Here is a 26,608-nt window from a genome sequence, read left to right as displayed (position 1 = left end):
TCACGTTCTAATTACGGAAATTACTTTGGCCTCATGGCCAGGGATTCATGCATCATAAGAAAAAACGTCTATCGACGTACTTTCTCAGAAGACAGACCGCATTTAGCGGAAGTTTTTCTTGCGAGATAAAGGAGGCAAACCTTTGGAGTTTATACTTTCTTATCTCTTAAGAAAAACGTCTATCGAACGTACTTTCTCAGAAGACAGACCGCATTTAGCGGAAGTTTTTCTTGCGAGATAAAGATGGCAAACCTCTGATGTTTATACTTTCTTATCTCTTAAAAAAGCTGATGTCGCCAATTCGGTGACATCAGCTTTTTTTGAGTACGCCTGCAGATGTTTAGTGCCCTGCGATCCTTACTTCACCCATTTATAAAACAAGAGCCCTTCGTTTCCATACACCGGGTCGGTGCCCGGCACGGGGACGTTCCTGATTTCGTGGATCGATTGTGCCCGATCGGCAGGATTGCGTTCCCTGAGATTCGGTGTCATGCCTTCCGGATAAGCGCCTGTGTTTCCATGAAACATCGCTCCTTTCCCGCCGATAGTTTCTCTCGTTTTTCCTGTACCCGTACGGCTCCAGTTCTAAACCCCTTTCCGTCAACACCATTAGCGAAAAAAAGCCCCCTTGCTCCATTAGAGCAAGCAGGGACATTATAATTCAAGTTATGGTTTAGCGTTCTTCCAATACTCATAGGCATGGACCAGACTACCGGTAAACGAGGGAGAATCCTTCAACAAAACCGGCAGTTTCGCAAGCTCCTCCTCCATGTAAGCCGATCCTTCCTCATAAAAGGTAATATGGCTGCCCTCATGGCTTTCTTTCATTTCAACCGAAAACAAGAGCGGCTTGCCCAATTCATCCGCAAACGCGATCTCTTCCTTGGCTACGTGAGCAATGCCGTTGGATCCGTCGGCTTTATCCCGGAAAGCCATGAGCGATACGTGATCCATGCGCTGAATCATCCATTTGCTGAGGGAGAGGTCTTGTCCGGGAACCGTGTATTTATCCAGCCATACCGCCATATCCATGCTTGCCTGCAGTTTGGAATCCTTTTTCAGCTCACTGACAAACGCATCCAGATTGGCGGTCCACTCGGAGATGACCCGCTGCGAATCCGCCTTCCATTCCGGCAGCACATAAGGCTCAATGTCCAAATGTATGCCGTGGAAACGCTCATCCCCCTGCACAGACCGGTTATAGTCCTTCACGTAGTTGACCAGCTTCATCATTTTTCCCCGGTTCTCCTGAAGCGCCCAGATCGGGTGTCCTCCCATGGCATGCACTTCGATTCCGGCTGCGGAAGCCTGTTTAACAAACGACATGTATGCGCTGAACGGCTGCTGCAGGTCCAGCCTGACATAAAGCCAATTCAGCTTCTTCTCCTTGGCGAACTCCAGAATCTCCCGGCTGTTCTGAATGAGTTCATTCGCTTCCCAAATATAAGTACCCCTTACGACAGGATCCCTTGTAACGGGAGCCGCATCAGGTACGGGTCCATCGGTTCCCGGCTCCGGTTCTGGAACAGGGCCCGGTGTTTCTCCGGCAGGCGGAGTACCGTCTCCCCCACTATTGACCGGCATGTTCTCCCAGTTGCGGAAATCATGCACGGCAAGTCCCGCAAAGGAAGGATGCGAGCTCAGCGAACCGGACAATTGCTCAAGCGTCTGATTCATCCGCTCTTTTCCCTGCCCGTAAAAGGTGGTGTGGGCCTCTCCGGGCATCTCCTTGGTATTGACGGCAATCAAGACTTTTTTTCCGAGCTTGTCGGCGAGTTCCAGCTCATTTTGCGAGAGATGGATAATGCCGTGCTCTGAATCGGCTACGTTACGGTAAGCGAGCACCGTCACATGATCAAAAACGCTGATCAGCCATTCATTCAAGCTGCCTCCATTCGCTAAGGTGATATGATCAAACCAGAAAGGGATGTCGATCCCGAGCTCCAGACCTGTTCCGCTTGTTTTGCCCAGGAATTCCTTCAAATTGCTCTCCCAGGAGGAAATAACCTTGTCCTGTTCGGTTTCCCACTGGGGAAGCACATATGGCTCTATGTCGAGATGGATTCCGTCGAAACGGCCCTCGGCTGGAACGCCGGCGTTATAGTCCATAACCCAATCTGCAAGACCGAGCATGCGGTCCCGATGCTCCGGCAGCGCCCATCCGGGGTCTCCCCCCAGGGCATGAACAGCGATCTGTTTCCCATGCGCATTCCGGATGAATCGTTCATATGTTTCTTTAGGGAGATCACGATTAATTTGCAAATAGATCAGATTCATGCCTTCGTCATGAGCGAAGTTTAGAAGCCGTTCTCCACCGTCCTCGATCAGTTCCGTCTGCCATACCCAAGTTGCTTTTTCTCCAGCCGTCTCTCCATTAGCCGGAGATTGAAAACCGACCAAAAGCGTTGCAGCCATCAACAACAGGCCGGTAAGCTTTTGGTATCTTTTCACAGTCATAATTCCCCTCCGTTTCTATGCGGACCAAAGCCTGTCCTCATGTAGTAAACGGGGTTATTATAGCATTGATCCCTGACAAAAAGATGAGCCCATATCCTTAAAGGACGGGCTCGCTTCATGATTTGAATTTAGGATCTGTATATAAGGAACTATGCTATCTTTGGGTGTTTTATCCTTTTTTCGCGAGAAAGATAAATTATGGAAGGTTTTAGGGCCAACTAATCAGGTAGAAAGTTGCGGTTTCCGGGCTTGACTCGGCGAGGTTTGACCTGAACCGATCACCTGCGGAATCCGGGTCCTATACGGCGTTCTTTTGAAAAAAAAGTTCAACGAAGACATCTTTCGATTTCAGCTGATTCGCAAGTATGATTTCTTCAGAAAAACCTTAATTCGCGCCATCCTCCGGCTCAGCAAGCTTCTGCTGGGCAAGACGAATCATCTCGCGAACCATCGACCCGCCGATTTTTCCGCCGATCTGACCCGCCGATTCCGTCGTTAATCTGCCGTTTCCGTCCGGCTGCAGCGGGATTCCGAGATCCTTGGCAACCTCGTATTTCACATCGTCCGGACGGTTCGGATCGATGTCGTAACCCTCATTCTTCATGACTTCGGCCTTGAACGCCCGCATCTCTTGCGCAATCTCCGGCACCGCGTATTTTCGGTTTCTTCTTCTTGCCATAAGATCACTCCCAACATGTTTACACCTAACATTCCCGGAAGCCGTCCTAATCATCCCCATGGAATAAGTTTAGTTCGCGGAGGTTTCCCCCTATTATCTCCATGCGCTGATCCGTTCGGACTTATCGGAAAAACGGGCCGACATGGCTTTCAGTCTGGCCGTCAGCAGGATTTTTCTCCCTTCCGTCGTCCGGGTGTAGACAAGCTCGGCGGGACCGATCTTTTTGCGCCATAAGGCAGCGAAACGCTCGGCATCCTCTTTCTTGCGGTCGATGGGCTCCGGCAGCGCATGGAAATCCTTTCGGGTCAGCAGCCCGGACCGGGATTCGCGATAGAGCAGGTATCGGGGGTTCTTTACGGGTTCAAGCACCTGCTGAAGGGAATTTAAAAAAAGCGTCTTCTCCTGCGTCGTTCCCCCTTCCATCCAGCAAACGACAGTGCCCCCGTTATCCTCCGCCTGAATCCGATGCTTATTCGGTTCGGGTTCAAGCAGCTTCATATGGTACAAAGTCTCATATACCACCTGGCCGACCTCCCGAATGCTCGATTCCAGGGATTGATGCTTCACGTACATCGAGATCCCTTTGAAGACGGGACGCCCGGCCGGAATGATCCCGACAAGCATAGCCAACAGCAGTTTCATCCAAAACGGACAGTCGCCGAACAGCACTTCCGGTGTAAGCAAGGTATCCAGAAGTAAGGTCGAAAAGACGATGCCCCCCCATATCAGCAAGCCTTTGATCGTATGGGCAAAATAATATGGACGCGGCACCTGCCGCCCGTCGGCGACAAGCTCCTCTGTCATATGATCGTGCAATACAACGGCTTTCTTCCAGCGTTCATGCAGCAAATGCCGGTTGCGGGCCCGGTCAAAAGTTTCCTGGTTTTTGGCTTCAATGGCTTCGGCCGTATATTTATCCATGAGCGTGTCCATTCTCCCGATTCCGGTTTCAATCGTTTCCCGATGGACCGCCAGTCCAACTAGAGAGCGGAACCGTCTGCCCAAGGAATCGAGGTCGCGTCCCCCTTCCTCTTGAGCTGTATCCAAACAGGCCAAATGCCATATGGCGGCCGTTTTATCGGCATTTCCTTTTTCGGTTCGGATAGCCCTGCCCCTCATCTGGTTGGACAACATAAAGGATCCTACGTAAGATGCCATGATCAAGGAATTGATGCAGGGCGCATCCCAGCCTTCGCCCAGCAGCGCTGCGGTTCCCACAAGGACCTTTATCCCTCCTTGGGAGAATACCTTCGTAATGACGGCTACCAGCGCGGAACGGTCGGAATCCTTTAGCTCGGCCGTCACGTAACGGTCGTCATGAGGAAGCGGTTTGCAGTCCAGGGGGACGCCCGCTTTCTCAGCCTCAACCCTTACCAGCGGCATCGCCGAGACGGGAAGAACGACGAGCGAACCGGTCAGGATTCCAAGCGCCAGATCCCCGTCCGACCGGAGCCGCAAGATTTCGAAGATCGGAACGACCCCGAGACGGCTTGGCAGCTTGCCGTCGCCGTTCTTTTTCGGAAACGCCTCTTTCCGGATATAGTCGGTCAAAATGACCATTCTCAAATTCTCCTTCAGGACGCTTTGCTCAAAAGATACGATATTTTGAATGCTGCGCAGCTTGGAGACGCTTTGAACAAACATCTTATCAAACTCGGGAGTGGAGCGGAGATAAACCTTCCTTTTTTCCACCGCTCCCATGCCCTTGAGCCTCCGGCGAAGCTCGGCAAATTCCTCCCTTCCGGTATCCATGCGCTCCTCCTTGTACAGAAGCCAGGTTAACAGCTCTTCCAGCCACTCGTCGCTCAAAGCCGGCACCGTCTCCCCTTCAACGCCGAGCACCGAAGCGGACCGCTCCCATTCGGGATGACCGATCGCCTTCAAATAAATCACCATGCTGGAGTAGCATGAAGGCGTAGACAGAATTTCTTCCATGTGCTTCTCCGTCTCCGCGATCCACGGATGGGACTCCACGCTTTCACGCAGTACGGCATGCTGCAGCAGCTCCTGTCTCAGCTCCCGGACGCTTGTCCGAAATTTATGCAGCGGCTCATATTCCTCCTTCTCCGGAACGGACAGGTAAACGTAGTCCTGATGGGGACATAGCTCCGATTCCCGCACCAGCTCAGGGACGCTGATCTCCGCGTCAATCGGCCCGCACAGCTCAATATAGCGCTGCCATTCGGTCTGCTGAACATCATACGGCGGCGTAGCGGTAAGCGCAATAACGGTCGGCTGCCGTAATCCGGAACGAAAATGGAGCGTGCTTTTCCACCAGGAGGAACGGAGGTGGTGTGCCTCATCCAGTATAAGCGTGGTAAAGGAGAGACGGTTTAAAGCCTCCATGATGCTCCCGGCTTCTCCCGTGTCCCGGATCTCTTCCGCCTCGGGGCTTTCCTCCCTCTCCGTCCCGGACCCGGAAACTTGCCCTTCCCCGGATTCACGTGAGTGAAGGCCTTCTGCCACGCCCTCCTCCGTCCCATCATCTGCCCCTGTTCCATCGTCCGCTTTATACAAGCTGTGCAATGCCTGATAGGTCGTGATGGTCACGAAGGCCGGCTTCTTCAGGTTGGTGGACACCCACTCCGGCAACTCCCCGGTTTGCAGAAACAGATCCCTGAAGCGGTCCGCCCACTGGTTTTTAATCGTCAGCGTCGGCGCCACGATAAACGTTGGACCGTTCACCCGCAGCATCACTTCCAGGCCAAGCACGGTTTTTCCCGAGCCGGGAGGCGCCACAAGATGGAGATGGCGGTTTTTTAGATGGTGGTCCAGCTCATCCAATATTCTTTTTTGATAGGATCGCCACGGATAGCGAAACGAAATATTTGAAGGAAATTGTTTCATATGACGACGTCTCCCCGCATGATAGGCAGCTAGAATTTCATTCTCTTCCATAGTACCATACAGCAAAACACCAGCCCTGCTTCACCTGTCTTCATGAATCCTATAGAAATGATTCGTTAAATGCTGCCATGCAAAAAACCAGCCTTCGCGAAGGCTGGTTCTTGAATCCTTTATTCTTTGCGCTGCATGCGGCTGTACACAGCCAAAATGGGCGTTAACAGCACCGCAGCGGCCACAAGGGACGCGCGCAGCGAGAAACGGCTGCCGATCCACCCCACGAACGGCCCTCCCGCCGTTTGCCCAAGCGCGTCGCTTTGGCTCATCATCGACAGTACGGTCGCCCGCGATTTGCTTTCGATGTTCAAGTTGAGCCAGGTGTCATAAAACGGGGCGCTCAGCATCCGTACCATATCATAAAGCAGGACTGCGGCAAGCGCCCAGGCAAACCCGGACGACAGCGCCAATACCATAATCGCGGTGATTCGCACCAGAGTCAGTATCAACATGCCCTTGAACACAATCCGTTCCCTGCTCATGTCAATGCGCTTCTCCGCGATCCACATGACCGGAAGACTCAGCAGGGTAGACAGGACGGCAATGAGCCCAACCCATATAGCTGCCGAAAACGGGATATCTGCCGGAAAACCAATTTCGGTGATCATATGGGCCTGCCATAACCGGTCATAGCCTTCCGAAGCAGCTCCGCTGAAGACCGTTACGATCAGCATCATGAGCAGCAGGGGATGACGCCGGATCACTCGGGAGCCGGACAGCCAAGTCTCTTTCATGCTTTTCCAATGGGAGAATGCCCCGCTTCTCCGCTCTGGTCGAACAAATTTCGTCTCTTTCATATAGAAGAGAAGGTACACGCCCAGCAAAAGATACATGAGGCCTCCCGCCAAATACGGCAGATTCGCCCCCTGGCTCGATAAGAACACGCTTATCGCTATCCCCAGCAGCGTTCCGAAAAGCCCGATCCGTCTGGCTCTCAAAAATAACTTTCCTGCGTTTTTCTCCCCTACCTCATCCACGATCCAGGCCGTGTCCGCGCCGCTGATGAAAGTGTAGCCGATACCGGAGACCATCTGCGACAGCAAAAGCCAGGCAAAAGAAGACATCGCGAGCCCCTTGTCCCCCAGCCAAATCGCACTTCCGGCCAGGGCAAATCCGACGCCCAAGACGAACATTCCCATAATAACAGACCGTCTGCGGCTGTAATAGTCGGCAACAACGCCGGTAATCCCTTCAAAAAGCAATACGGCCGCTTCCAAGACCATGCCTACCAGCAGCAGTTGGAGCGGGTTCAATCCCAAAGCAATAACTTCATAGATTGCGTAAGTCGTAAACATCATGGCATTCGCCAAAGAAGTCCAAAATCCCATAAAAATATAAACCTGTGACGCTTTTACATTCATCATTTAACCGGGTCCGCCTCTCTTATCACGGCGGATCAACACGCCACCTGCCCCGGCATTTTTCGCGCGAGAACTACGCGCGTGTCATCCACCGATTGTTTTCACCTAATTGGGACGATTGATAAATACAAAACATTGAGCTTACTCTCATCCTAAACACCTCCGAAAATAATTGAATCTATTATAACACCGCCATAGAGCCCGTTAAACATACTTTATATCCGACGCAAAAAAAACCTTACAATAAAATATTTTTTCTTGCAAAATAAGGATATAGACTTCAAGATAATTATACTTTCCCATATTTTAAGAAAAAAAGGTGAAGTAGACATGAAATATCTTAATATTTCTATACAGCCGTTTAATGATATACCTATTTACTTCTGCGGGGAGCCTTTGGCCGTCGACTATATTCTGTTAAGTGCAATCCAGGCCGATTCTTTGACGCTCTACCCCAAACTGCGCAAAGAAATGCGTCAACTTATTCTGCAAAGTTCGGCTATGCTTCACATCAATTTATTCGTCCAAAAAATAAATTTGCTGACCTACGAAGCAATTCGGGCATTCATTGAATTCAGCTGCATGGCAAAAGAAAATCGCTTCTCCTCAAACCGAAGATTGATGATTTGGGTGGCAGATGAGAATCAACGCGATTTTCACGTGCACGCATTCTACCAGCAATAAGGAGATGTCCCAAGTTCATTCCTATAATCGCAGCATGGTCTAGCCCCTATACCTCAAAACCATGTAAAAATGACCAAACAAGAAGTTTCTTGTTTGGTCATCCTTCTTCATTGATTCAGGTTGTTCGCCAGAAATTGAATGATTCCATCCTCCGCGTCCTGCGAGTATTGCCAAACCATCGCCCCCGCCAAATCCTTGTCTTCGATGTATTTCACCTTTTCCTTAAGCGCTTCTTTATCTTCATAGCTAATAAACGTGTTTCCATTGTACAGGTAAGCGGCTTTGGCACTGTCGTCATAATATCGCTTATAGCCGTTTTTGTTCAGATACGATTTCTCGATCATTTTATAGCTCAGATCCACCTTGTCGATGTCGATCGGCTTCCCGGAAGCAAAGGCGCCGTCCGTACCGCCCTTCACGTTTTTCCAGCCATAGGAATAAGCCGGGATGCCGAGCAGCAGCTTCCTGCTGTCCACATCGTGGTCCAGGTACATCGTGATGATTCGGTCAACGCTGTGCTTGGATTTATGCCGGCTATCAATGTATAAATTGGAGTTGAAGCCGGTCGTGTCCGACCATCGGCCGGTTAAGTCATAACTCATGACATTGATGTAATCGACGTATTTTTCGACCTTTTTGACTTCGACGTTTTTAAAATACCAATCCTGGGTGCCCGAAGCGAAGGTGAGCAGGTACTTTTTCTTATTTTTATGCGGCAGCCGGTACAGCTTCTCCCTTAATTCCTTCATCAGGCTTGTAAAATTCTGCGTATCCTCGGGACGCGACTTCTGCGTATTCCAGGCATGAAACGCGGGATATTCCCAATCGATGTCGACGCCGTCCAGGTCCAGCTCTTTGACCATGTTCACGATGCTCTCCGTAAACAGATACCGATTGCCGTCCAGCGATGCATCCGAGAAGCCGTCGGCGCCATATCCCCCTATCGCAAGCACCATCTTGGTCTCGGGGTTATGCTCCTTCAGCTTTTTGACATTTTCTTTGATCTGGTCATTGGTGGCGCCGTCTTCGTGAAAATAAATATTCGTGCCGTCGATTTTCGCAAAAGCGATAAAAGCGATGTCCACATTCTTGCCGGACAGCTTCACCTCTCTATAGTCCTTCCACGCCTCCACGTAAACAGCCGTGATTTTTCGGTCTTCCGCGCCGGATGCTTGATACAAGTAAAGCCCCATGCCGGTGAGCAAAACGACGATAAACATTTTCGTATATATGCTTATTCTCATTCCTCTAACCCCGCCCGCCGAATAGGATATATGTTATCGATTTACTCAAATTCAACAACTTGACGGTGACGTAACTGATGCCGAATATGACCGCAATGTTCAAAACAAGACTGATGGCCGCATCCAGAAACGTTGCATCCACTTCCGTTCCGCCCGAAAGCATCATTTCAACCATCAAATGGATCAGATAAATGCTGAAGCTGGCTTTGGAGATCGAACTGATCAATTTTTGGATTTTATGATTCGCTCTTTCCCCTATCGCCTCCTCTTTCTCTTTGAAAAAAACAAACATGCCGCAAGCCATGAAAAAGGTGGTGATCGAATAGTTGCCATAGAACATCTCGTCCAGCACGCCGTCGCGGAGCGATACAAAATAAGTAGCCACCGGCGTCAGGAAGAAGGAGATGACCCCCAGGTTATATATTATATTCTTCGCTTTCAGCGGCAGTTCGTAATGAAAGAGGTAATACCCCAGAATGAAGTAGCCGAGATACCCCATAAAAAAGGGAATGTTCATGATCGGAATGTTGATGTACTGGTCCGTAACGCGGAATACGGCATCGGAGACGAAACGATAGGCTATGCTGACGATAAACCATAAGAGCAAATAATACCTCAGATCCCTCTCGCTGCAATTCTTAATAAATTTGCTGATCAGCGGAACCGTCATATACACCGCGATAATGGCATACAGGAACCATAAATGCACATAGTTTCTGTCGATAACCAGGCGATAGACGAAGTCGACTGCAAATTCGTAGAGGTTCATCTTGCTCTTAAGAATATAGTATTGATTGTACAAGCCGTAAATGATGGACCAGCTTACAAGGGGGATGAGCAGCGGCACGACCCTCTTCTTGAAAAAGTCGCGGTAGGAGCGAATCTCCGTTCGGAGAATCATCGCCCCGCTGATCATGAAGAATACCGGAACCGCGAACCGGGATACCGAATTGAATCCATTGCTGATCCACCATGAGGCGGAGTTGAAATCGTTCGTATTGGTTAGCACTTCTGCCGTGTAATGCAGGATAATGACCGCGATGATCGACAGAATTCTCAAAATGTCCACGTACAGGATTCTTTTGCTTGGAATTACGCTGTTCATAGGAACCTCCTCCATCCGCTTAATTCGATCCGGCCGGGATATTCTGGCTGATGGCCGCGACGCCTTTACGTTCGACGAATCCCCAGCCCTCATCATTGTCAAAGTACTTGAACGTTCCGACAATATTGATGTAAAGCAGCAGATTGCGATAGGTCAGCAGTTCCATCTGGCTGAAAAAGAACATTCTGAAATAGTCGGCGAGGGAATAGTTGCTGCCGTATTTTTTGCACAAGTATAAAGAAATGATGATCTGCGCCGCATTGACCAATATGCTGATCAGCAGGAAGATGATGGCATGCAGCACATTTCCGCCGGTCAGCAGCACCTGCCCCACATAAAATAAAGTAGTGAACGCGGAGAAGGTCCCCAGCATGAACCCGTCGATCGCAAAAAACAGACTTACTCCCGGAGTGAACTTGTGAGACAGCCTGGACCAATAGATCAGGATGCAGTCGACGAATGCCTTTTGCCACCGGATCCGCTGCTTGTAAAAGTTCGGCAGATTCTCCGGGCATTCGGTGTAGCATACCGCTTCAGGCGCATACACCAGCTTTTTGTTCAACCGGTTGGCCTTGATGTACTCATGGATCTTTAACGTGATATCGATATCCTCGCCTACCGTGCTGCGGAAACCGTTCACCTGAACCAAAATGTCTTTGTAAAAAGCCCCGAATGCGCCTGAAATGACAACGATCGAATTAAAAAAGGATTGCGTTAATTTCCGGACATAGAAGCCGTGCGTGTAATTGATGATTTGGCTTTTAATTAGCCCTTTTCCCTGAAATTTCTCCACGATCGCTCCGTTTTTCTTCTCTGCCCCCTGCACGATTTTGACCGTACCGCCAAGCGCGATAATCTGCTGATCATGAAAATATTGATTTACGAACTTGAGCGAGTCGGCTTCCAGCATGCTGTCCGCATCCAGCGTAATCATGATCTCGGACGCGGCGCAATCGATGCCCGCATTCAGGGAGTCCGCTTTTCCGCCGTTCAGCTTATCGATGACGAATATGTTTGGATAACGGGTGGAGCGGTAAAAACCCGTTATCGATTTATAGGCAAGCTTATGGTCCGGTCTCCTATAGTCCGGTTTTAAATCCAGCAGCTCGTCCAACGCGGAGAAGGTACCGTCCTTGGAACCGTCGTTGATGATCAAGATCTCGTGATTCCCGTAATGCAAACCCGCCATGGCGTCAATGCAGTTCTTAATCGTAAGCTCCTCGTTATAGGCAGGAACGAGCACCGATATCGATTTTTCGTCAAGATCATGATTCAGCTTTTTCACTTTGCTGCACAGCAGCGGAATAATCGTATACAGCGCCTGAAACACAAGAAACACACCCGCGATTCCATAAAAAAAGTATTGCATGGCACTCACTCCTTTTTTCTCTATCTATCCTTCCTTCTTTGAAAACGGGTCGGTGTGCGTTCCCTATCTTCCGCCTTCCGTCCTCCTTTCCCCATAAACTCCTCCTCTTAAAACTATCCCAGCCGTTAAATAAAAGTAAAACCGCCCAATCCAGCAAGAAAACGAATACATGGATATTTTTCAAGTAAAGTCTCTTATTTGGTTTATTTTACCTTTAAAAGCATTTATTAGGGATAAATTTATATGATCAAGGGAGAATTTTCTTGAATGTAAGGACGAGCTATTCCTCGTGATCCGTGTCAGGGGAATTTTTCGGCAAAAAAAATCCCCTCTAACTTGATTAGAGGAGATTTTGTTACATCATTATGTTTCCGCTTCAGTTTAAATCCGCAGTGTGCGTAACGCGGTTTCTTCCGTTCTGTTTAGACGCATATAGGGCCTGATCGGCTTTTTCCAGCATTGCGGCTTCCGAGTCGCCCGGCACAGACGTTGCAACCCCGATACTCACGGTCAGGCTGCCCGTTTTCCAGGTCGATCCGGCGACGGCAAGCCGCAATTTTTCAGCGATGGCCTCGGATTCAGCCTTATCTGCGCCGGGCAGGATCAGGACGAACTCTTCGCCGGGATTTTACTCCCTCGCAGGTCCTTTTTTCACTTCCTATTCTTCTATATGCGAAACGATTCCAAATAGTTGTGGATGTCCTCTTCCGGGGTCTGGAGCAAGCCGACGAGGTTCCTTTGTATGGCGCGCAGGGATTTAATCCGCTCCTCGATCTCAAGGATTTTATGGTGCACCAACCCCTTTAAGGCCTCCGGATCCATCTCTTGGCTGAGCATATGCAGCGTTTCTCCGATTTCCTTTAGCGAATAGCCCAAGGATTTGGCATCTTTGATAAACTTGATCTTCACCAGATAATCTTCCGAGTATATGCGGTAGCCCTTCGCCGTTCGGTCGGGAACCGGAAGGATGCCGCAATCCTCATAGTAGCGGATGGCCGCCGTGCTTAATCCGGTTCGCTTGGCCAGTTCGCCGCGCGTCATTCCTTCCATGCCTGTTCCCCTTCCTGTTTCCGCGTTTATTGGGATGTCATTCTTCTTTTCGTATATGCTTCGTCAAACTTCACTTCGGGATAGTCGGGTGACGATCCATCCAGAAGCGGCTGACGACTGCCTTTTTAAATATTGATCGAAAAAGGCTCTTACATACGAACGGGTAATATCGATATTATGCACCGGGTCGATGTCTTTGGCAAAAATCGACGGAGACAGCAGCGCGATTTCCGTAAAGCTCTGGTGAAAGAAATGGTCAACGGTCAAATAGTACGTATCCTTGGTGCTTTTCGTCATTACCGATTTTAAATCGGGGGCAAATTCTTCATAGAATACCTTGTCTTTCTTCGTTGCCGATGGATCAAAGCTCTTAGCGGTGCCGCCCGACATGATATACATAAACGGCTGCTGCAAGCCGGTATGGGCCACGCTTCCCCAGAATCCGCCTTCCAGGCTCACGCCCGCTTTGAACCGCTTGTCCTGCGCCATGGCCTCCGCAGTCGTTGCCCCGCCGTAGGAATGACCGAATATGCCGATCCGATTCAGATCCAGCTTGCCCTGGAACAGACCGTTCGGATCCTTCGCGTTCCATTCCGTAAGGGTATCGAGCACGAACCGGGCATCCGCTGCGCGAATTCCTACACCTTTTATGTTGCTCTCATAAAGTTCCGCCGATGTCGGAAACTCAGGAGCCGGTTCATAGAAAATAGAGCGGCCGTCCGGGAATGTAACTTTTGCCGATGTGTAAGGATGGTCGATCCCTACGACAACATATCCGTGGCTGACCAATTCCTCGATGGCGGTCAAACTCTGAAACCGGGTTGATCGGACCCCGGGCGAGAACAGCACTACCGGATAATTGGTTTCAGCCGCAGACATTTCCGCCTCGGCGACAACATGCGTAGGAATCGCGGTTACGTGACTGAACAGCTGTTTGGGTACGCCAAACACCAGACTGATGGCATCGCCAAGCTCTGAGGGATAATGCTCCCTCTTCTTCCCTTCGGCTTTGTCCTGATCGACCGGATACCAGACATTGACCATGAGCTCCCGCTTGTCGGCCGGATCAGCGCTTAAGGTTTCATCGCGGGATTCATCCGTGAGCTGCCGGGAAATGGTTCCAATCGCGTAACTGCCGGTCGGCTCCGGCATGTCAAAGACGGGCAGCAGCAGACTTAAATAGACAGAAACGCCGCTAACGGCCAACACGATAACGGACAACAGAATCTTTTTCCATAGGGAACTGGACCGAGAATGGCCTTGAGGCTTAACCACCCTGCGGATGAATATAATGATCAGCACCACGGCCACAGCGTAAGCCGGAACCATCTGTATGCGATAATGATCTACCACTCCATGCAGCAGCACAGCCAGCGCTAAGGACAGCAATAACGTTGCATCAAGCCGGCGGTCTCTTTTTCCGAAAAGGATTCCCCCCGCGGCTGCCAGAACGGCCAAGATGACAATGACCTCCAACCCTCTCATTAAACATGACCTCCCATATCATCCCCGGCTCTTTTGTCAGAAAGAACCGAAAATTTGATTATGGATAAAGCATAAACGTTGAAGTATACTGCAAGGTCAAGGCCTTCATCGGCTGATTCGAAATCCATGGATTTCGTCTTATTTTTGCTCCTGCCCTTTCCCGACTAAACCATAGAAGAATAGCTCCATTAATGAACCCACATCCCTATGGATGCGTTCTTCCCCCGCCCTATCCCAGTAGCGTCCAATCTCATTCTTGAACATGTTGAAATACAGCATGACCGCTTCTTCGGTCTGATCTTTTTGAATATATCCCTCCTGCTTCCCAAGGGCGACAAACCTCATGAAAAACGGCTTCACCTTCTCTTCGGCATAACCCTCCATCATTTGCGACAATCCGCCCAGCTCCGAGGATAAAGCCTTCGTAAACTCCTCCGAGATGCTTTTTAAATTCTTGGCCTCCAGCAGCATGATGTTCTTCGTTTTCTCGGGAAAGGAAAGGTCAGAATCAAGAATGTCCTCGTACTCCCCCAACTGCTTGTCCATCCAATAGGTAATCGTATCGGCATAGAGCTGCTCCTTGGTTCCAAAGTAGTTATAAATCGTGGCAGGGGAAACGTTCGCCAGATGGGCGACCTCGTTCACGCTGACTTTCTGGAATCCGTATTTGAAAAATAACTGTACGGAGACGTTGTAGATCTGCTCAATTTTTTTCTGTTTCCGTCGTTCATATCCGTTCATCTTCTTCACCTCACTTGAAGTGTACCTCAAGTTTTAGAGTATTTCAATAAACTGAATACAAAACTATTGCAATGTAATTTTCTCGAAATTATAATCATTTTAGAGCGAAACAGTATATATACTACAAAACTTCATGGATCAACATGGATGTAACGGCATCACTAATTTATATTGGGGGGCTTGATATGAAACAAGTACGGATTCCTTCGTTTTTGCATGATGTTTTCGGTGAAACGCAGCGAGTCGGGTCCATTTTGGCGATCCTGCTTTTTGGAGGCCTGCTCACCGCCGCGTTGTATTTCACATTCCCTGAAATGACGGCCGGCTTGCCGGTATGGCGAAGCGCTCTGGCCTTGTTGCTCATGTTCGATATATTCTCCGGATGCATAGCTAATTTTACGGCTTCGACCAGCAATTTTTATGCCGCCCGAAAAACCAACCGCCTTGTATTCATTGCGATACACGTTCATGTCGTGATTGTTGCGTTGTTGCTGCAAGCCGATATCCGGCATTCGATCGCGGTATGGGTTTATACGATCACGGGAGCTTTTGTCGTGAACGCTCTGATCGGCAAACAATCGCAACTCTTTGCTGCAGGCTTGCTCCTGTCCGTTGGGCTTGGCTGTATGCCCTTATTGCCTGAAATTCAGCCGTACATGCTGATCATTTGTACTTTGTTTATGGTCAAAGTATTGCTTAGCTTCGCCGTTGATCATTATGGAAAAGCCACAAACACGGGCGGGGAAGGATGAGGCCTTCGGTTAGCATCGCCAAGCTGACAAAGGCGGACAAACCATTATTCGTGGCGCTCATGAGCAGGGCCTTTGCCCGGGATCCCTTGTTTTTGCATGTATTCGGCGATTCGGAGCTCGACGATAGAGCGCAAGACCACGTGATCGCGTTTCTTGCCTTTATGTTTGATAAAAGCTTGCTGCTGAATGAAGAGGTGTGGGGATATTTTGAAAAGGAAAACTTGCTTGGCGTTTACATTGTAGAGAAACCGCAGGCAAGCATGATTCATAAAGTGAAGGGTTTTGGGCTAATCCTGAGGTTGATTCCTTTATTCTTTCAATTGTCCCGAAAAACGTTGAGCCTTCTTAATTCCTATATGCGAGTCACCCGCTCCTTCGCTCCCTCAAGGTCGCATCACTACCTCGTAATGATTGGAGTCGAGCCGAAAGCTCAAGGCAAGGGAATCGGCAAAGCCCTGTTGAGGCACCTACTTGATACCGTAGAAGCGGACAACGGATCGCACGGAATCGCGCTGGATACGGAAAACGAAGCAAACGTGAACTTGTATCGGAGATTCGGATTTTCTTTAACCATGGAAACGCAAATCGGCAATATCCCCGTGTACTGCATGTTCTATCAAAAAAATGAAGCAAGCCCCGGTGACTCCGCTTCCGTCCTGTAACGGCAAGTTACGCGCTGTCCCGATGGCACTGCTTTCTTTAAGGGGCTCGGCGGATCCCCCTTGCTCATTCGCCAAAAAAGCGCCCTTGAAAGGGCGCTTTTTAAGTAAGGCTAAATTTTTTTGACGAATTCCGACTTCAGTTTCATCGCTCCGAAACCGTCGATCTTGCAATCAATATCATGATCGCCGTCGACCAGGCGGATATTTTTCACTTTCGTGCCGATCTTCAGCACCGACGAGCTTCCTTTGACTTTCAGGTCTTTGATGATGGTTACGGAATCGCCGTCGTTCAGGATATTCCCATTGGCGTCTTTCACGATTTTGGCGTCCTCGCCCGTTTCGGTTTCCGGTTCCAAACTCCACTCATGGGCACATTCCGGACAGATCAAAAGATTCCCGTCTTCGTATGTGTATTCTGAATTGCATTTTGGACAATTCGGCAGATTGGACATTGTGATTTTCCCCATTCATTGTGATTTGCTGATATGTCTACCATTCTGCCATAACCTAAGCATATAAACAAATCATTGGGGGCCTGGTCGGTATGATCGGCGCCTTAATAAAATCTCACGACGTCTTCAAACGGCAGGAAAGTCTTATAAGCACGGCGATCCGTCCGCTTTGCTTAACAAGATCCATCCAATGTACACTGCATGCCGTCAAGGGCATCTGCACGATTGTTTTTTTGCAATGTCTTCTCGATCGCTTGCGCCAATCTTTCTTTTCCGGCTAAGCCTGAATCACTACATCGCCGATGATCAGGGTCGGAACGGCGGTAATTTGCGCTTCATAAGCAGATTTAAGAGCCTCCTGATGCTCGTCCCGGTATGTTCGCGATGCCAGGGCTTCCCTGAAGTCATCCTCGGAGAGCCCAACCTCGCCGGCCAGCTTGGTCAGCACATCAACTTCCCCGATATTCTGTTCCTCCTGGAAAAACGCCGTAAATACGCGATGATGGAACTCGTTCCCTTTCCCGCGTTCCTTCGCGAATTGATATCCTTCAAAGGCCATTTCCGTATACGGATGCGGAGATACGCGCGGCAAACGCATGTCGATCCCCAACTGTTGGGCGACGGGCAGGATAAACGAATCCCAAGAGCTTAACTTGTCGGGCTCTTTCCATGGATCGATTTTGGGATAAGGGCTTGGACGCAATTCGAACGGCATCCACTCGATTTCCACGTCTTGTTCCTTCGCGATTTCATCCAAAGGGCCTTTTTCCAAAAAACAAAATGGACATATAAAGTCCGAAAAAGCTTTGATTTTTACGGTCATGATTCTCACCTTTCCATTTGATTTTAGTTAGTTGTAATTTACTTAGTTACAACATGGACAAAAAAATATGTACATCTCTGCATAGGGAGCTGCACATAGATTCATTACTCATTGTGACGCGTTTATTCTGTTCGATAGCAATGTAACCAATTGCTCCATGGTGACACTTTCCAGAACGCCTTCCATGGCTTCTTGGGCTTGAACCAAAATAAGCTCCAATACATTTTGTATGTTCGCGCCGATCGGGCATTCGGGATTGGGCTGCTCATGAATATGGAACAAGTTATCTTCTTCAACGACATTCACGGAACGATACACATCCAGGAGCGTAATATCGCGCAAATCCTTCATAAGAGAAGCACCGCCTGCTCCACGGCGGACCTGAACCAGCCCGGCTTTCTTTAAATAAGATAATATTTGCCGAATCACGACCGGGTTCGTATTTACGCTCCCCGCCATGAACTCCGAGGTGCAGACCGTTGCCGGATTGCTATTGATGAGAGACAAAATATGAACAGCAATGGTAAAGCGGCTACTTATTTTCAATGTTCTCACCTGCCGATGTAATAATTATAGTTACAACCAAAACGAAAGTCAACCTGCCGGGATACAAAAATGCCAAAACCCGCAAATCCCCCCGTGATCTAACCGACAGGGGGACTTACGCCAAGCCCTTTATACGTACTTTACTTATTTCCAATATCCCTTATTGCACGGATTTGACCATACCGGTTAAAGTAAAGAACTTCGTCTTTTTTGATCCATCGGATGGCAACATGACCTATGACAAACAGCCATGTGAGCCCCGCGAGGAAGGATATCCCGATCACGAACATCAGAACCAGAAGATCCTCCCCTTTATAAAGCGAAAAAACCTTGGCCAAGGCAGACACCAGGAACGGCATGTAGATACTGAAAAACCGCCGGGTAAAACTTCCCTTCCCGTTTTCCTTTTCAGGTACCAAACGGATATGAAGCACCTTGGAAGCGACCGTATATCCATTCCATAACGCAGGGACGACCACCATCAGCACAAACAGTACAGCCGCAAAACCGATTTCCTGGGCGAGAACCCCTGACTGCTTGGTAACCCCCAGCACGAAATTGGTCACGATGCTTGCCAGAATGATATTTAGTACAACCTCGAAAAGCTGCGCCCCATAAGCCGCACTTTTTTGATTGCTGTACATTTGCTTCTGCTCCACAAGCGTTTCCCGGGAAGGGATCAGGATCAGGAAAACAGGCGCGAAGAAAAATCCAAGCACGGTTCCCAGCGTGTTCGTCATGAGATCATCCACGTCAAAAATGCGGTACGGGCATTCATATATCCCGTAAAGGGCGGTTCGTTGCGTCAACTCAAAAAACAGCGAAACCCCGAATCCGATCAGGGCCGCATACAGCCATTTTCCTTTCTTTTTGAAGAAGTACCGCAAGGCTATAGATTCAGCTCAGACCGTTCGGATGTCTCTTCCAAATATTTTGCTCTTGCTCCATTCAGCAACTGCATCAATACCATAATATCTTCCTCTGTTGTATCGTAGTTCGTGATACAAGCCCGCAGCACTGGAGCCTTGTTTATTTCGTACACTGAAATCCATGCCTGCCCTGAACATAAGATCTCTTGACATATAAATGATGCGAAATTCGATTGGATCTTTGATTGAATATTGGAATCCGTAAAGCATACGACAGGCAATACGGTATCATTGACAACCTTCCAGTTAGAGCAAGCAAGCTCCCGGCGCAACCGATTGCCCATCTCTGTTTGGTGCTGCACTATGCTGCGATAGCCTTCCCAACCAGCCGTCACAAGCGATAAATATACTTTCAAACCGATAAACCTTCGCGACCATTGAATTGAATGGGTGAACGGATCAATAACATCCAGATCAGCCCCTTCTTTCGGCATATAATCTGCCGTGATGCTGAATGTTTTATGTAAGATGTCCTTATGCCGTGTGATATAAATTCCCGCTCCCATCGGGACAGACATCCACTTATGCGCGTCGAAGGTAATGGAGTCAGCTCGGTCAATACCACGAAGTAGATCCCGCAGTTCTGGTGCAAACACGGAGGCTCCACCGTACGCAGCATCCACATGCAGCCACAGTTGCTCACGTTCAGCCAGATTTGCCATTTCGTTAATGGGATCAATCGCTCCGGCGCCGGTCGTTCCACCCGTCGCAATGATGAGAAAAGGAGTGTATCCAGCAGCGCGATCCACTTGAATTTGATGTTGAAGCGCATGAACATCTATATGCATTTCAGAGCCCGTCGTAATAATACGAAGGGAATCTGTACCCAGTCCGCAGGAACGCGCTGCCTTTACCAGGGAATGGTGGCTCTCAGCAGAGGCATACATGACAGGATGCGTGGGGAGCGACCTCAGCCCCTCTTTGGAATAAGATGGAAAACAATGAACTAGTGCGGTCAGTACGGCCGTCAGATTTGCTTCCGCTCCCCCCGTTGTAAATGTTCCATCTGCTGCCTCTGTTGAATAACCGAATTTTGAAGCTATCTCTGTCAATACATAGTTCTCTATTTCGACCGCTACAGGCGCATGGCTCCAGGCTGCAAGCTGCGGATTGAATGCTGCAGTAATCGTGTCCGCCATAATTCCCATGAAGTTGGGCCGCGGATTATACAGGCCGAAATATCGCGGGTGTGGCGTATGCACCTGGTATTGCCTTAATCCCTCCAGGATATGATAAATCGCCTCGCGCGCGCTGACGGGATGCTCAAAAGATAATCTACATGCGTATTCTGCAACCGCATCCACGCTGAGTTCAGGTGAGACACGAACCCCACGTATGTGCGTCATATAGTCATTGATTTGTTCCAACAGATAGGTTCCAATGTCCATGCGTTCATCCGTATCAAGATTAAGATTTGAGTTATGCTTCATCATGTGGAAAGTGTCCCCCCTTCATCTTGTGAAATTCCATTGCTGATTCAGATTATACACTCGCAGAACTCGGGTGTACGCATTTTCGAATGAAACCGCAATATTTCGAAACAATCCTTTTCCACTCGGGCGGTTTGGGCGGCGCACGCCAGCGACGGCAGCCGAAATGAATAATCCACCATAAAATTTGAAACGTGAGCAAGCGTCTATAAGCCGATAGTCCCTTAGGGTGGAGATTATCGGCTTTATTTTATCGAATATTGGCTTAGCGTATATTTTCGTTAAAATGTTGGCGGGACCCCTTTTTATAAAAAATTAGAATTAAAGTGTGATCTTTCATTATAGATATGTTCAGTTCAAACTCGCTTTTATCCTCTGTCACTGGGCTCTAAATTCCATGATTCGCGCTCTATTCATTTGTGAAAATAAAACGAATTGGCCTTCAGAGATCAACATAATTGCGCTATTGTCTTTTTTGGATACAGGAATACGCGATCATCATGAAATTTCAATTGAATCCATAAAATGGGATGTTGTATGATGGTGGTATTACCACAGATATCAACTTATCCTACCGTGTTATTTTTAAGCTATTTCATGATAAGGGAGGGGGCGGATTGTGAAAGGAAAAGAACGATCGTCCGACTTGGTTGAAAAACAAATCGTTAACGCCATACTGGCAGGCGAATATCCTGTAGGGAGCACCCTGCTCTCGGAACGGGACCTTGCAAAAGCATTTGAGGTGGGACGTCCGACCGTTCGGGAGGCGCTGCAACGATTGGAGCGGGATGGCTGGGTGACGTGCCGGCAGGGCCATCCTGCGATAGTTAACGATTATTGGCGCAGAGGAAATCTGACCACGCTGGTGAATATCGTTCACAACCATGAAGCCGTCACGGATGAGTTCATAACGTATTTATTGGAGTTAAGGATCTCACTAACCCCGTCTTATATTCGCGATGCCGTTAAACATCATCAGCCCAAAACGGTTGCCCTTCTCGCCCATTTGGAACATCTTGCGGACGAGGCGGACGGTTATGCGGCATTTGACTGGGAGTTGCAACGAAACTTGGCTTCCCTCTCTCCCAATCCGGTGTATCTGCTGATCCTGAACAGCTTCAACTCCTTTTACATCCCGATGGCACGAAGATATTTTTCCAAGGAAGAGCATCGAAGGTTATCCATGGCGTATTACAACGAGCTTTTAGCTGTTGCCTTGCAGGGGGACGCCGTTGAAGCCGAGAAAATTGCCAAAAAAACGATGGAAAAAAGCTTGTCCCTGTGGAAAAACAGACGTGAATAAATAAAGGTTGGAGGCGTTTATGAATGAAAGCTAAATATGTTAGAGAGTTTTTCTTCTTCCCTGACATTTTTGTGATGAGTGTTCTCTTCTTGATAAGTTTTGGATTCATGATCCCCCGCCTGACGTCTATCGGTATCTGGATGGCATTCGTCATCGGAATGGTCGCCTATTCCATCGTTGAGTATCTTACCCATCGGTTTCTGTTTCATATTAAAACGCCGAAGAATCCCTTTTTCCTGAATTTAATTAAGCGCTTACATTATGATCATCATTCAAGCCCCAATGATTTGCATTTATTATTTCTGCCTTTATGGTACTCGCTGCCGAACATGGCCATCGCAGGGACCATAGCCTACCTCCTGACTTCGAGTCTCGCGATCACGAATGCTTTCATGGCGGGGATCATGATATTTTTATTGTTTTATGAGTGGAAGCATTATATCGCCCATCGCCCCATCAAACCGATTTCCCCATGGGGACGCTGGATGAAAAGGGTTCATTTATGGCATCATTTCAAAAATGAAAATTACTGGTACGGCGTCACCAACCCCGTATACGATTGGGCCCTGGGAACGTTCAAGGACCAGAAGGACGTTGAACAAAGCCAAACCGCCCGGGATCTGGAAAAACGCGGCAAACAAGAGCTTGAACTTTAAGCTTATTGAGCTATGGAGGCGCCGCACACCAGCGAATGACGTCAATCCCCTTGTCCGTGAGAGCAGGACAAGGGGATTGCACCCTAGCGTTTTAGTATCGTTCCAAAATAAGCTGCGTCTTCAACTGATCCACGGGCAGGAACCATCCCGCAGCGGCCATATCGGCCTCAAAATCCGCTTTTTTCGCGGCAGCCTCGTCATAGGAATCCAGCTTGAACGAAGCCTCCACAATGTAGTCAAATCCCGTTCCATTGCTATTAAGCAGCTGCCACACCTCTACATAAGTCTCACTTCCGTTCCAGGTGCCGACATGCCGTTTCGCCTCTACCGGACCTTTCGGCTTGTGTACCTCCGCCAACCGGGTTGTTCCCCAGCCTTTTCCAAGCCAATCATCGAATTTGCCCGGCGCTTCGGCGATCGTCCAGTTCCTTGAATCTTTGGGCGTCGGCAGTTCCATCCCATCGTACCCGGATTTCTTGATGGTCTTCTTCCGGCTGATGCTCAGCGTCTGTTTCTGATAGCCCCAATCCACCTGCGCTTCATAGTTCGTATCGTCGGCCTCAAATCCTTCCGAAGCGGCCAGCATCAGCGCTCCGTCGATGTCTCCGTTCACGATCGGATAACGCTTCTTGTATACAAGCTCAAACTTTTCGTCACTGTAGTCTTCTTTCTTGCGGATGCGTACCGACCAACCCGCCTGATTCAGTTCCAGATTCTCCGTATCCATGAATTGAACGGCCATTTTCTCCGGGGAGGTCGACATGTTGAAATAGGACATGACATCGGATTTAAGCTTTTTGTCCCCGTCAAGCACCACCGCTGGATCCAAAAACACCTTAAGCTCATAATCCGGCGTCATCGGCTCTAAAGCGGCGCCTTGCATGGATGCAGGCGCAAGCATCGTGGCGGGAAGAACCATGACGAGCATCAGGGCCAGCCACTTTCGGGTAAACCGTTTTCCAATCATTCGTTATCCTCTCCCTTACATGATTTTCGCTTCCCCTATATAACGAGCAGCCGTTCCCCCGGAACGAGGGAATGCAGCCCGGTGAAGCCCTCCTCAGCCAAGCGTGCCGCAAGCATATCCGTCTCCCTTTTATCCGCGTGAACCAGCAGGGTCTGAAACGGGCGAATCCGCTCCAGCATACGCTTTACGTCCGGCAATCCTTGATGTACCTTGTAACGAAACCGCTGGACCTCGCATCCAAGCGTCATTGCAGCGCCCGTTCCGTCCATGGCATTATGCTTTCGCCAAACCTCGACGCCGAAGCTGCCCTCGTAGAGGTGCCCGGTGAACAGTATCGCATGGCGCGGGTCCTCAGACAAAGCCCGGTAGCATTGCCGGGCAATCGCCGTTTGGAGCAAACCGTCGGACGCGAAGATGATCGAAGGCGGGCCGGCGAGCGCGGCCTGAGCGCCTTCGGCACCCGAAACGAAAGCGGCCACGCTTTGGATGGCTTGCTGTATTCGTTCCAGTGCGCCAGGCTTTAACCAATCCTGGAAGGCTGCAAGTTCATGAAAGCCATACCGCAGCTTCTCTTCGCAAATGATCGGAATCCCGGGAAGGGATGCCGCAATGATCGGCAGCAGCTCTTGCCCGCGGCCGTATACAGGGACAGGCAGCAGCACATGTCCTCCCCGCGCCGACACTTTCGAGATCGTGCCGAGCAATCGCTGAAGCTCTTGCTCTTGCACCTCAGGTCTGGATCCGTAGGCCGCATCCACGATCGCGAGCGCAATGCCTTCCAGATCGGCTCCGCCCGGTAAATTAGCCCGGAGCAGACTGGATTCATCGCAATAGTCTCCCGAGTAAAACACCCGCTTTCCACCGATTTCAAGCAATAGCCACACCGATCCAACCAGATGGCCGCTCGGTCCCCAGCAGACGCGGATGCCGGGTGCCGCTTCAAACCAGGTGCCGGCCCTTGCCGCATCCTCCAGGAAGCGATAACGTACCCGCTTCCTGTCAGCAGTATCGTACGGCAAGGCGCCGCCTTTGCTCCGCACCTGCCTTTCCCAGGCTTCATCGTACGCCGGAAGCTGATTCCATGTAGCCCGGGTCGTCCATACTTCACCCTCGTACCCCATTCGGTACAGCAGGGGGATGGCCATGGAGTGGTCTTCGTGTGCATGGGATAAAAACACGGCGGATAAGCTTGAAATCTTGGACGGTTCGAAGAGCGGGTACTCCCCGCTGCCGGTCTTCTTTACGCCGCAATCCAATAATACCGACACGCCGCCGCACCCGATGCGGTAACAGGAACGGCCATGCTCGCCTGCGCCACCCCATACAGCGGCTGTTAACATCCCATCACTTCCTGTCTGCGTTGATATAATTCATGATGGCCAGGACAATTGTCGTCAGACCGACGGACACGACCGCCATCGCCATGCCCAGCGATACGTCCCCTTGCTCAAACTGGGAAAATATATATGTGGCCGATACCTGCATCGATGGCGGCAGGATCATGAGCGACGCGACCAATTCGCGAATGGATATCGTGAAGGTCATCATCCATCCCGCCAAAATGCCCGGCACAAGCAGCGGCAGCAAAATCCTTCGAAAGCCGTACCAGGATCCTGCCCCAAATACCCGCCCCGCCTGCAGCAGCGATCGGTCGATCTGGCTGAGGCTCGATTTGATGTACTGCACGCTGTAAGGAAGAAAGAAAACGACATAAGTCAAGACCACCATGCCGTACGTGTTGTACAGCGGTATCGGCATCCACGGCGCATTCCAGAGCAGGATCAGTCCGACGACCGTGACGATGCCCGGAACCGTATTGGGAAGCAGGCTGAACAGATCGACGAGACGCTGAGGCCTTGTAGCCGCGTTTCCGATTTTCAGCGCCAGAAACGTCCCCAACAATACCGCGATCGTCGCGGACACGAGTGCGAGCCCGAGACTGTTCAGCAGCGCTTCCAAGCCCGCCGAGCCAAAGCCGAGCAGCGTTTGGTAATGCGCCAGTGTGAAATTGCCCCACGACAAACCTGCGCCTCTCAGCTTCTGCAGGGATGCCACGATAATGGAGAAATAGGGGACCCCGATGGAGAGGCCGAGCAGCACGGCGACGTATCCCCACGCCAGAGCGATCCGCCACCTGGACCAAGGTAGTGGCGCCATACGACTTCCTTTTCCCCCCAAGGTCTGATACCGGAATCTTCGCGTCAGTACGCTCTGCATGTACCAGAACACTAGGCAAGTCGTCAGCAACACGGACGAAAGCGCCATTGCCTTGCCGAAATCGATGGGCCAACTTGAGGTATACCGATGAATTTCAGTCGTCAGCACGTAGTATCCTATCTTCCGTCCGAAGGTGGCCGGCGTTCCGAATTCCGCGATCGTCTTCACGAAGACGAGCAGCGCCCCCATCGCATAGCTGCCGAGCAGCAGCGGAAGAACAATCCGGCGCAGACGGTAGAGAAACGGCGCTCCATGGACCGCCCCGGCTTCCTCGTACCCCGCGCCGATCCGTATCAATGCATTGCGCAGAATCAGATAAAGAAACGGAAACAGGTGCAGGCTCATGATAGCGACCATCCCGAACAAGCTGAAGAAATAAGGCGTCACCGCCTGCGCGCCCGGAACCATCTGCTCCAGAAACCCGCGCTTTTCCATGAACAAAATCCAGCCCATCGAACCGATATACGGCGGCGTCATGAACGGGATGATGAGGATAATGTCGAGCCATTTTTTCTGTCCGAAACTTGTCTTTGCCGACAGGAAGGCCATGGGAAAGGCAAGTGCCGTGGCACCCGCCACCACCCAAAAACCCAGCCAAAGCGAATTAAACAACACACCGCGCAAGTCGGTGTCAAAGATCACGTTCAGCGGCGCCCATATGTCGAAATGATCGTCAGGAAAAAAACTGTTGAGCAAAACCAGGAGAAGAGGGAGGACGATGGTCGCCAAGAGAAGAACAACTGCCAAGGCCACTCCCTTCTGATGGTACAAGCGGTTTGCGAATCGTTGCATTCG

At 50.0% G+C, this 26,608-nt stretch carries 23 protein-coding genes and 2 pseudogenes; 5 read left to right on the top strand and 20 right to left on the bottom strand.

From position 1 onward, the window contains the following. Positions 1-357 precede the first annotated feature (357 nt). The 5 genes from XI25_RS33380 to XI25_RS14955 all read right to left on the bottom strand — a co-directional run bounded on the left by XI25_RS33380 (position 358) and on the right by XI25_RS14955 (position 7,401). On the bottom strand, positions 358-528 hold the full coding sequence (locus tag XI25_RS33380) for a hypothetical protein (RefSeq protein ID WP_160308922.1): 171 nt from the start codon (positions 526-528) through the stop codon (positions 358-360). A gap of 138 nt (positions 529-666) precedes the next feature. Continuing rightward, a complete protein-coding gene (locus tag XI25_RS14970; RefSeq protein ID WP_046679292.1) occupies positions 667-2,457 on the bottom strand; it encodes a hypothetical protein in 1,791 nt (596 codons plus the stop codon). A gap of 385 nt (positions 2,458-2,842) precedes the next feature. Beyond that, positions 2,843-3,136 (bottom strand): alpha/beta-type small acid-soluble spore protein, encoded by a 294-nt coding sequence (locus tag XI25_RS14965; protein WP_046679291.1) that lies wholly within the window; start codon positions 3,134-3,136, stop codon positions 2,843-2,845. A 93-nt stretch (positions 3,137-3,229) separates the two neighbouring features. Continuing rightward, positions 3,230-5,983: a DEAD/DEAH box helicase family protein gene (locus XI25_RS14960; RefSeq protein ID WP_046679290.1), complete on the bottom strand. Its 2,754-nt coding sequence runs from the start codon at positions 5,981-5,983 to the stop codon at positions 3,230-3,232. Positions 5,984-6,153: 170 nt separating this feature from the next. Then, a complete protein-coding gene (locus tag XI25_RS14955) occupies positions 6,154-7,401 on the bottom strand; it encodes an MFS transporter (RefSeq protein WP_327204788.1) in 1,248 nt (415 codons plus the stop codon). A gap of 327 nt (positions 7,402-7,728) precedes the next feature. On the opposite strand from XI25_RS14955, the gene XI25_RS14950 reads away from it, so the two are divergent. Then, complete coding sequence (locus tag XI25_RS14950; protein WP_046679289.1) at positions 7,729-8,082, top strand: hypothetical protein; 354 nt, start codon at positions 7,729-7,731, stop codon at positions 8,080-8,082. Positions 8,083-8,189: 107 nt separating this feature from the next. Here XI25_RS14950 and XI25_RS14945 read toward each other — a convergent pair whose 3' ends face one another. The 7 genes and pseudogenes from XI25_RS14945 to XI25_RS14915 all read right to left on the bottom strand — a co-directional run bounded on the left by XI25_RS14945 (position 8,190) and on the right by XI25_RS14915 (position 15,076). Beyond that, complete coding sequence (locus XI25_RS14945) at positions 8,190-9,326, bottom strand: glycoside hydrolase family 18 protein (RefSeq protein WP_046679288.1); 1,137 nt, start codon at positions 9,324-9,326, stop codon at positions 8,190-8,192. A 4-nt stretch (positions 9,327-9,330) separates the two neighbouring features. Further along, positions 9,331-10,431 carry an acyltransferase gene (locus tag XI25_RS14940; RefSeq protein ID WP_046679287.1) on the bottom strand — a complete coding sequence of 367 codons (1,101 nt, stop codon included), beginning with the start codon at positions 10,429-10,431 and terminating at the stop codon, positions 9,331-9,333. Between the two features lie 19 nt (positions 10,432-10,450). Then, a complete protein-coding gene (locus XI25_RS14935; protein ID WP_046679286.1) occupies positions 10,451-11,800 on the bottom strand; it encodes a glycosyltransferase family 2 protein in 1,350 nt (449 codons plus the stop codon). A gap of 376 nt (positions 11,801-12,176) precedes the next feature. Next, a pseudogene (locus tag XI25_RS14930) lies at positions 12,177-12,410 on the bottom strand (diguanylate cyclase); the annotation flags it as partial. A gap of 56 nt (positions 12,411-12,466) precedes the next feature. Continuing rightward, entirely contained in the window at positions 12,467-12,850 is a 384-nt protein-coding gene (locus XI25_RS14925; RefSeq protein WP_046679284.1) for a MerR family transcriptional regulator, read from the bottom strand. Positions 12,851-12,913: 63 nt separating this feature from the next. Then, positions 12,914-14,335 (bottom strand): alpha/beta hydrolase family protein, encoded by a 1,422-nt coding sequence (locus XI25_RS14920; RefSeq protein WP_235439891.1) that lies wholly within the window; start codon positions 14,333-14,335, stop codon positions 12,914-12,916. Positions 14,336-14,473: 138 nt separating this feature from the next. Continuing rightward, positions 14,474-15,076, bottom strand: a complete 603-nt coding sequence (locus tag XI25_RS14915; protein WP_046679283.1) for a TetR/AcrR family transcriptional regulator — start codon at positions 15,074-15,076, stop codon at positions 14,474-14,476. A 185-nt stretch (positions 15,077-15,261) separates the two neighbouring features. On the opposite strand from XI25_RS14915, the gene XI25_RS14910 reads away from it, so the two are divergent. Together XI25_RS14910 and XI25_RS14905 are read left to right on the top strand one after the other, a co-directional pair. Then, positions 15,262-15,828 carry a hypothetical protein gene (locus XI25_RS14910; RefSeq protein WP_046679282.1) on the top strand — a complete coding sequence of 189 codons (567 nt, stop codon included), beginning with the start codon at positions 15,262-15,264 and terminating at the stop codon, positions 15,826-15,828. Then, a complete protein-coding gene (locus tag XI25_RS14905) occupies positions 15,825-16,490 on the top strand; it encodes a GNAT family N-acetyltransferase (protein WP_046679281.1) in 666 nt (221 codons plus the stop codon). Before XI25_RS14910 ends, XI25_RS14905 begins: the two co-directional genes overlap by 4 nt. 110 nt (positions 16,491-16,600) lie before the next feature. Here the strand turns inward: XI25_RS14905 and XI25_RS14900 are convergent, their stop codons facing one another. From XI25_RS14900 to XI25_RS14880, 5 genes and pseudogenes are all read right to left on the bottom strand, one after another. Next, positions 16,601-16,942 carry a zinc ribbon domain-containing protein YjdM gene (locus tag XI25_RS14900; RefSeq protein WP_046679280.1) on the bottom strand — a complete coding sequence of 114 codons (342 nt, stop codon included), beginning with the start codon at positions 16,940-16,942 and terminating at the stop codon, positions 16,601-16,603. A gap of 173 nt (positions 16,943-17,115) precedes the next feature. Then, positions 17,116-17,765: pseudogene (locus XI25_RS14895) on the bottom strand (DsbA family oxidoreductase). Positions 17,766-17,873: 108 nt separating this feature from the next. After that, entirely contained in the window at positions 17,874-18,311 is a 438-nt protein-coding gene (locus XI25_RS14890) for an Rrf2 family transcriptional regulator (RefSeq protein WP_046679279.1), read from the bottom strand. Between the two features lie 140 nt (positions 18,312-18,451). After that, entirely contained in the window at positions 18,452-19,198 is a 747-nt protein-coding gene (locus tag XI25_RS14885; protein WP_052759613.1) for a VanZ family protein, read from the bottom strand. Positions 19,199-19,200: 2 nt separating this feature from the next. Next, on the bottom strand, positions 19,201-20,673 hold the full coding sequence (locus XI25_RS14880) for a pyridoxal phosphate-dependent decarboxylase family protein (RefSeq protein ID WP_046679278.1): 1,473 nt from the start codon (positions 20,671-20,673) through the stop codon (positions 19,201-19,203). A gap of 616 nt (positions 20,674-21,289) precedes the next feature. Here XI25_RS14880 and XI25_RS14875 point away from each other — a divergent pair. Continuing rightward, positions 21,290-21,973 (top strand): GntR family transcriptional regulator, encoded by a 684-nt coding sequence (locus tag XI25_RS14875; RefSeq protein WP_046679277.1) that lies wholly within the window; start codon positions 21,290-21,292, stop codon positions 21,971-21,973. Positions 21,974-21,996: 23 nt separating this feature from the next. Next, entirely contained in the window at positions 21,997-22,629 is a 633-nt protein-coding gene (locus XI25_RS14870; RefSeq protein WP_046679276.1) for a sterol desaturase family protein, read from the top strand. Between the two features lie 91 nt (positions 22,630-22,720). On the opposite strand, the gene XI25_RS14865 is transcribed toward XI25_RS14870, so the two are convergent. The 3 genes from XI25_RS14865 to XI25_RS14855 are packed head-to-tail and all read right to left on the bottom strand — an operon-like array spanning position 22,721 to position 26,605. Then, positions 22,721-23,596: a hypothetical protein gene (locus XI25_RS14865; protein WP_152669139.1), complete on the bottom strand. Its 876-nt coding sequence runs from the start codon at positions 23,594-23,596 to the stop codon at positions 22,721-22,723. Between the two features lie 35 nt (positions 23,597-23,631). Then, positions 23,632-24,936 (bottom strand): MBL fold metallo-hydrolase, encoded by a 1,305-nt coding sequence (locus XI25_RS14860; RefSeq protein ID WP_046679275.1) that lies wholly within the window; start codon positions 24,934-24,936, stop codon positions 23,632-23,634. 4 nt (positions 24,937-24,940) lie between these two features. Next, positions 24,941-26,605, bottom strand: coding sequence for an ABC transporter permease (locus XI25_RS14855; protein WP_046679274.1), 1,665 nt, complete (start codon positions 26,603-26,605; stop codon positions 24,941-24,943). Between the last annotated feature and the right edge of the window lie 3 nt (positions 26,606-26,608).

It is taken from the genome of Paenibacillus sp. DMB20 (assembly GCF_000987955.1).
Taxonomy (GTDB): Bacteria; Bacillota; Bacilli; order Paenibacillales; family Paenibacillaceae; genus Paenibacillus_AQ.
Note: the sequence above shows the minus strand (reverse complement) of the source record. Positions and strands in the feature narration are given on the sequence as shown.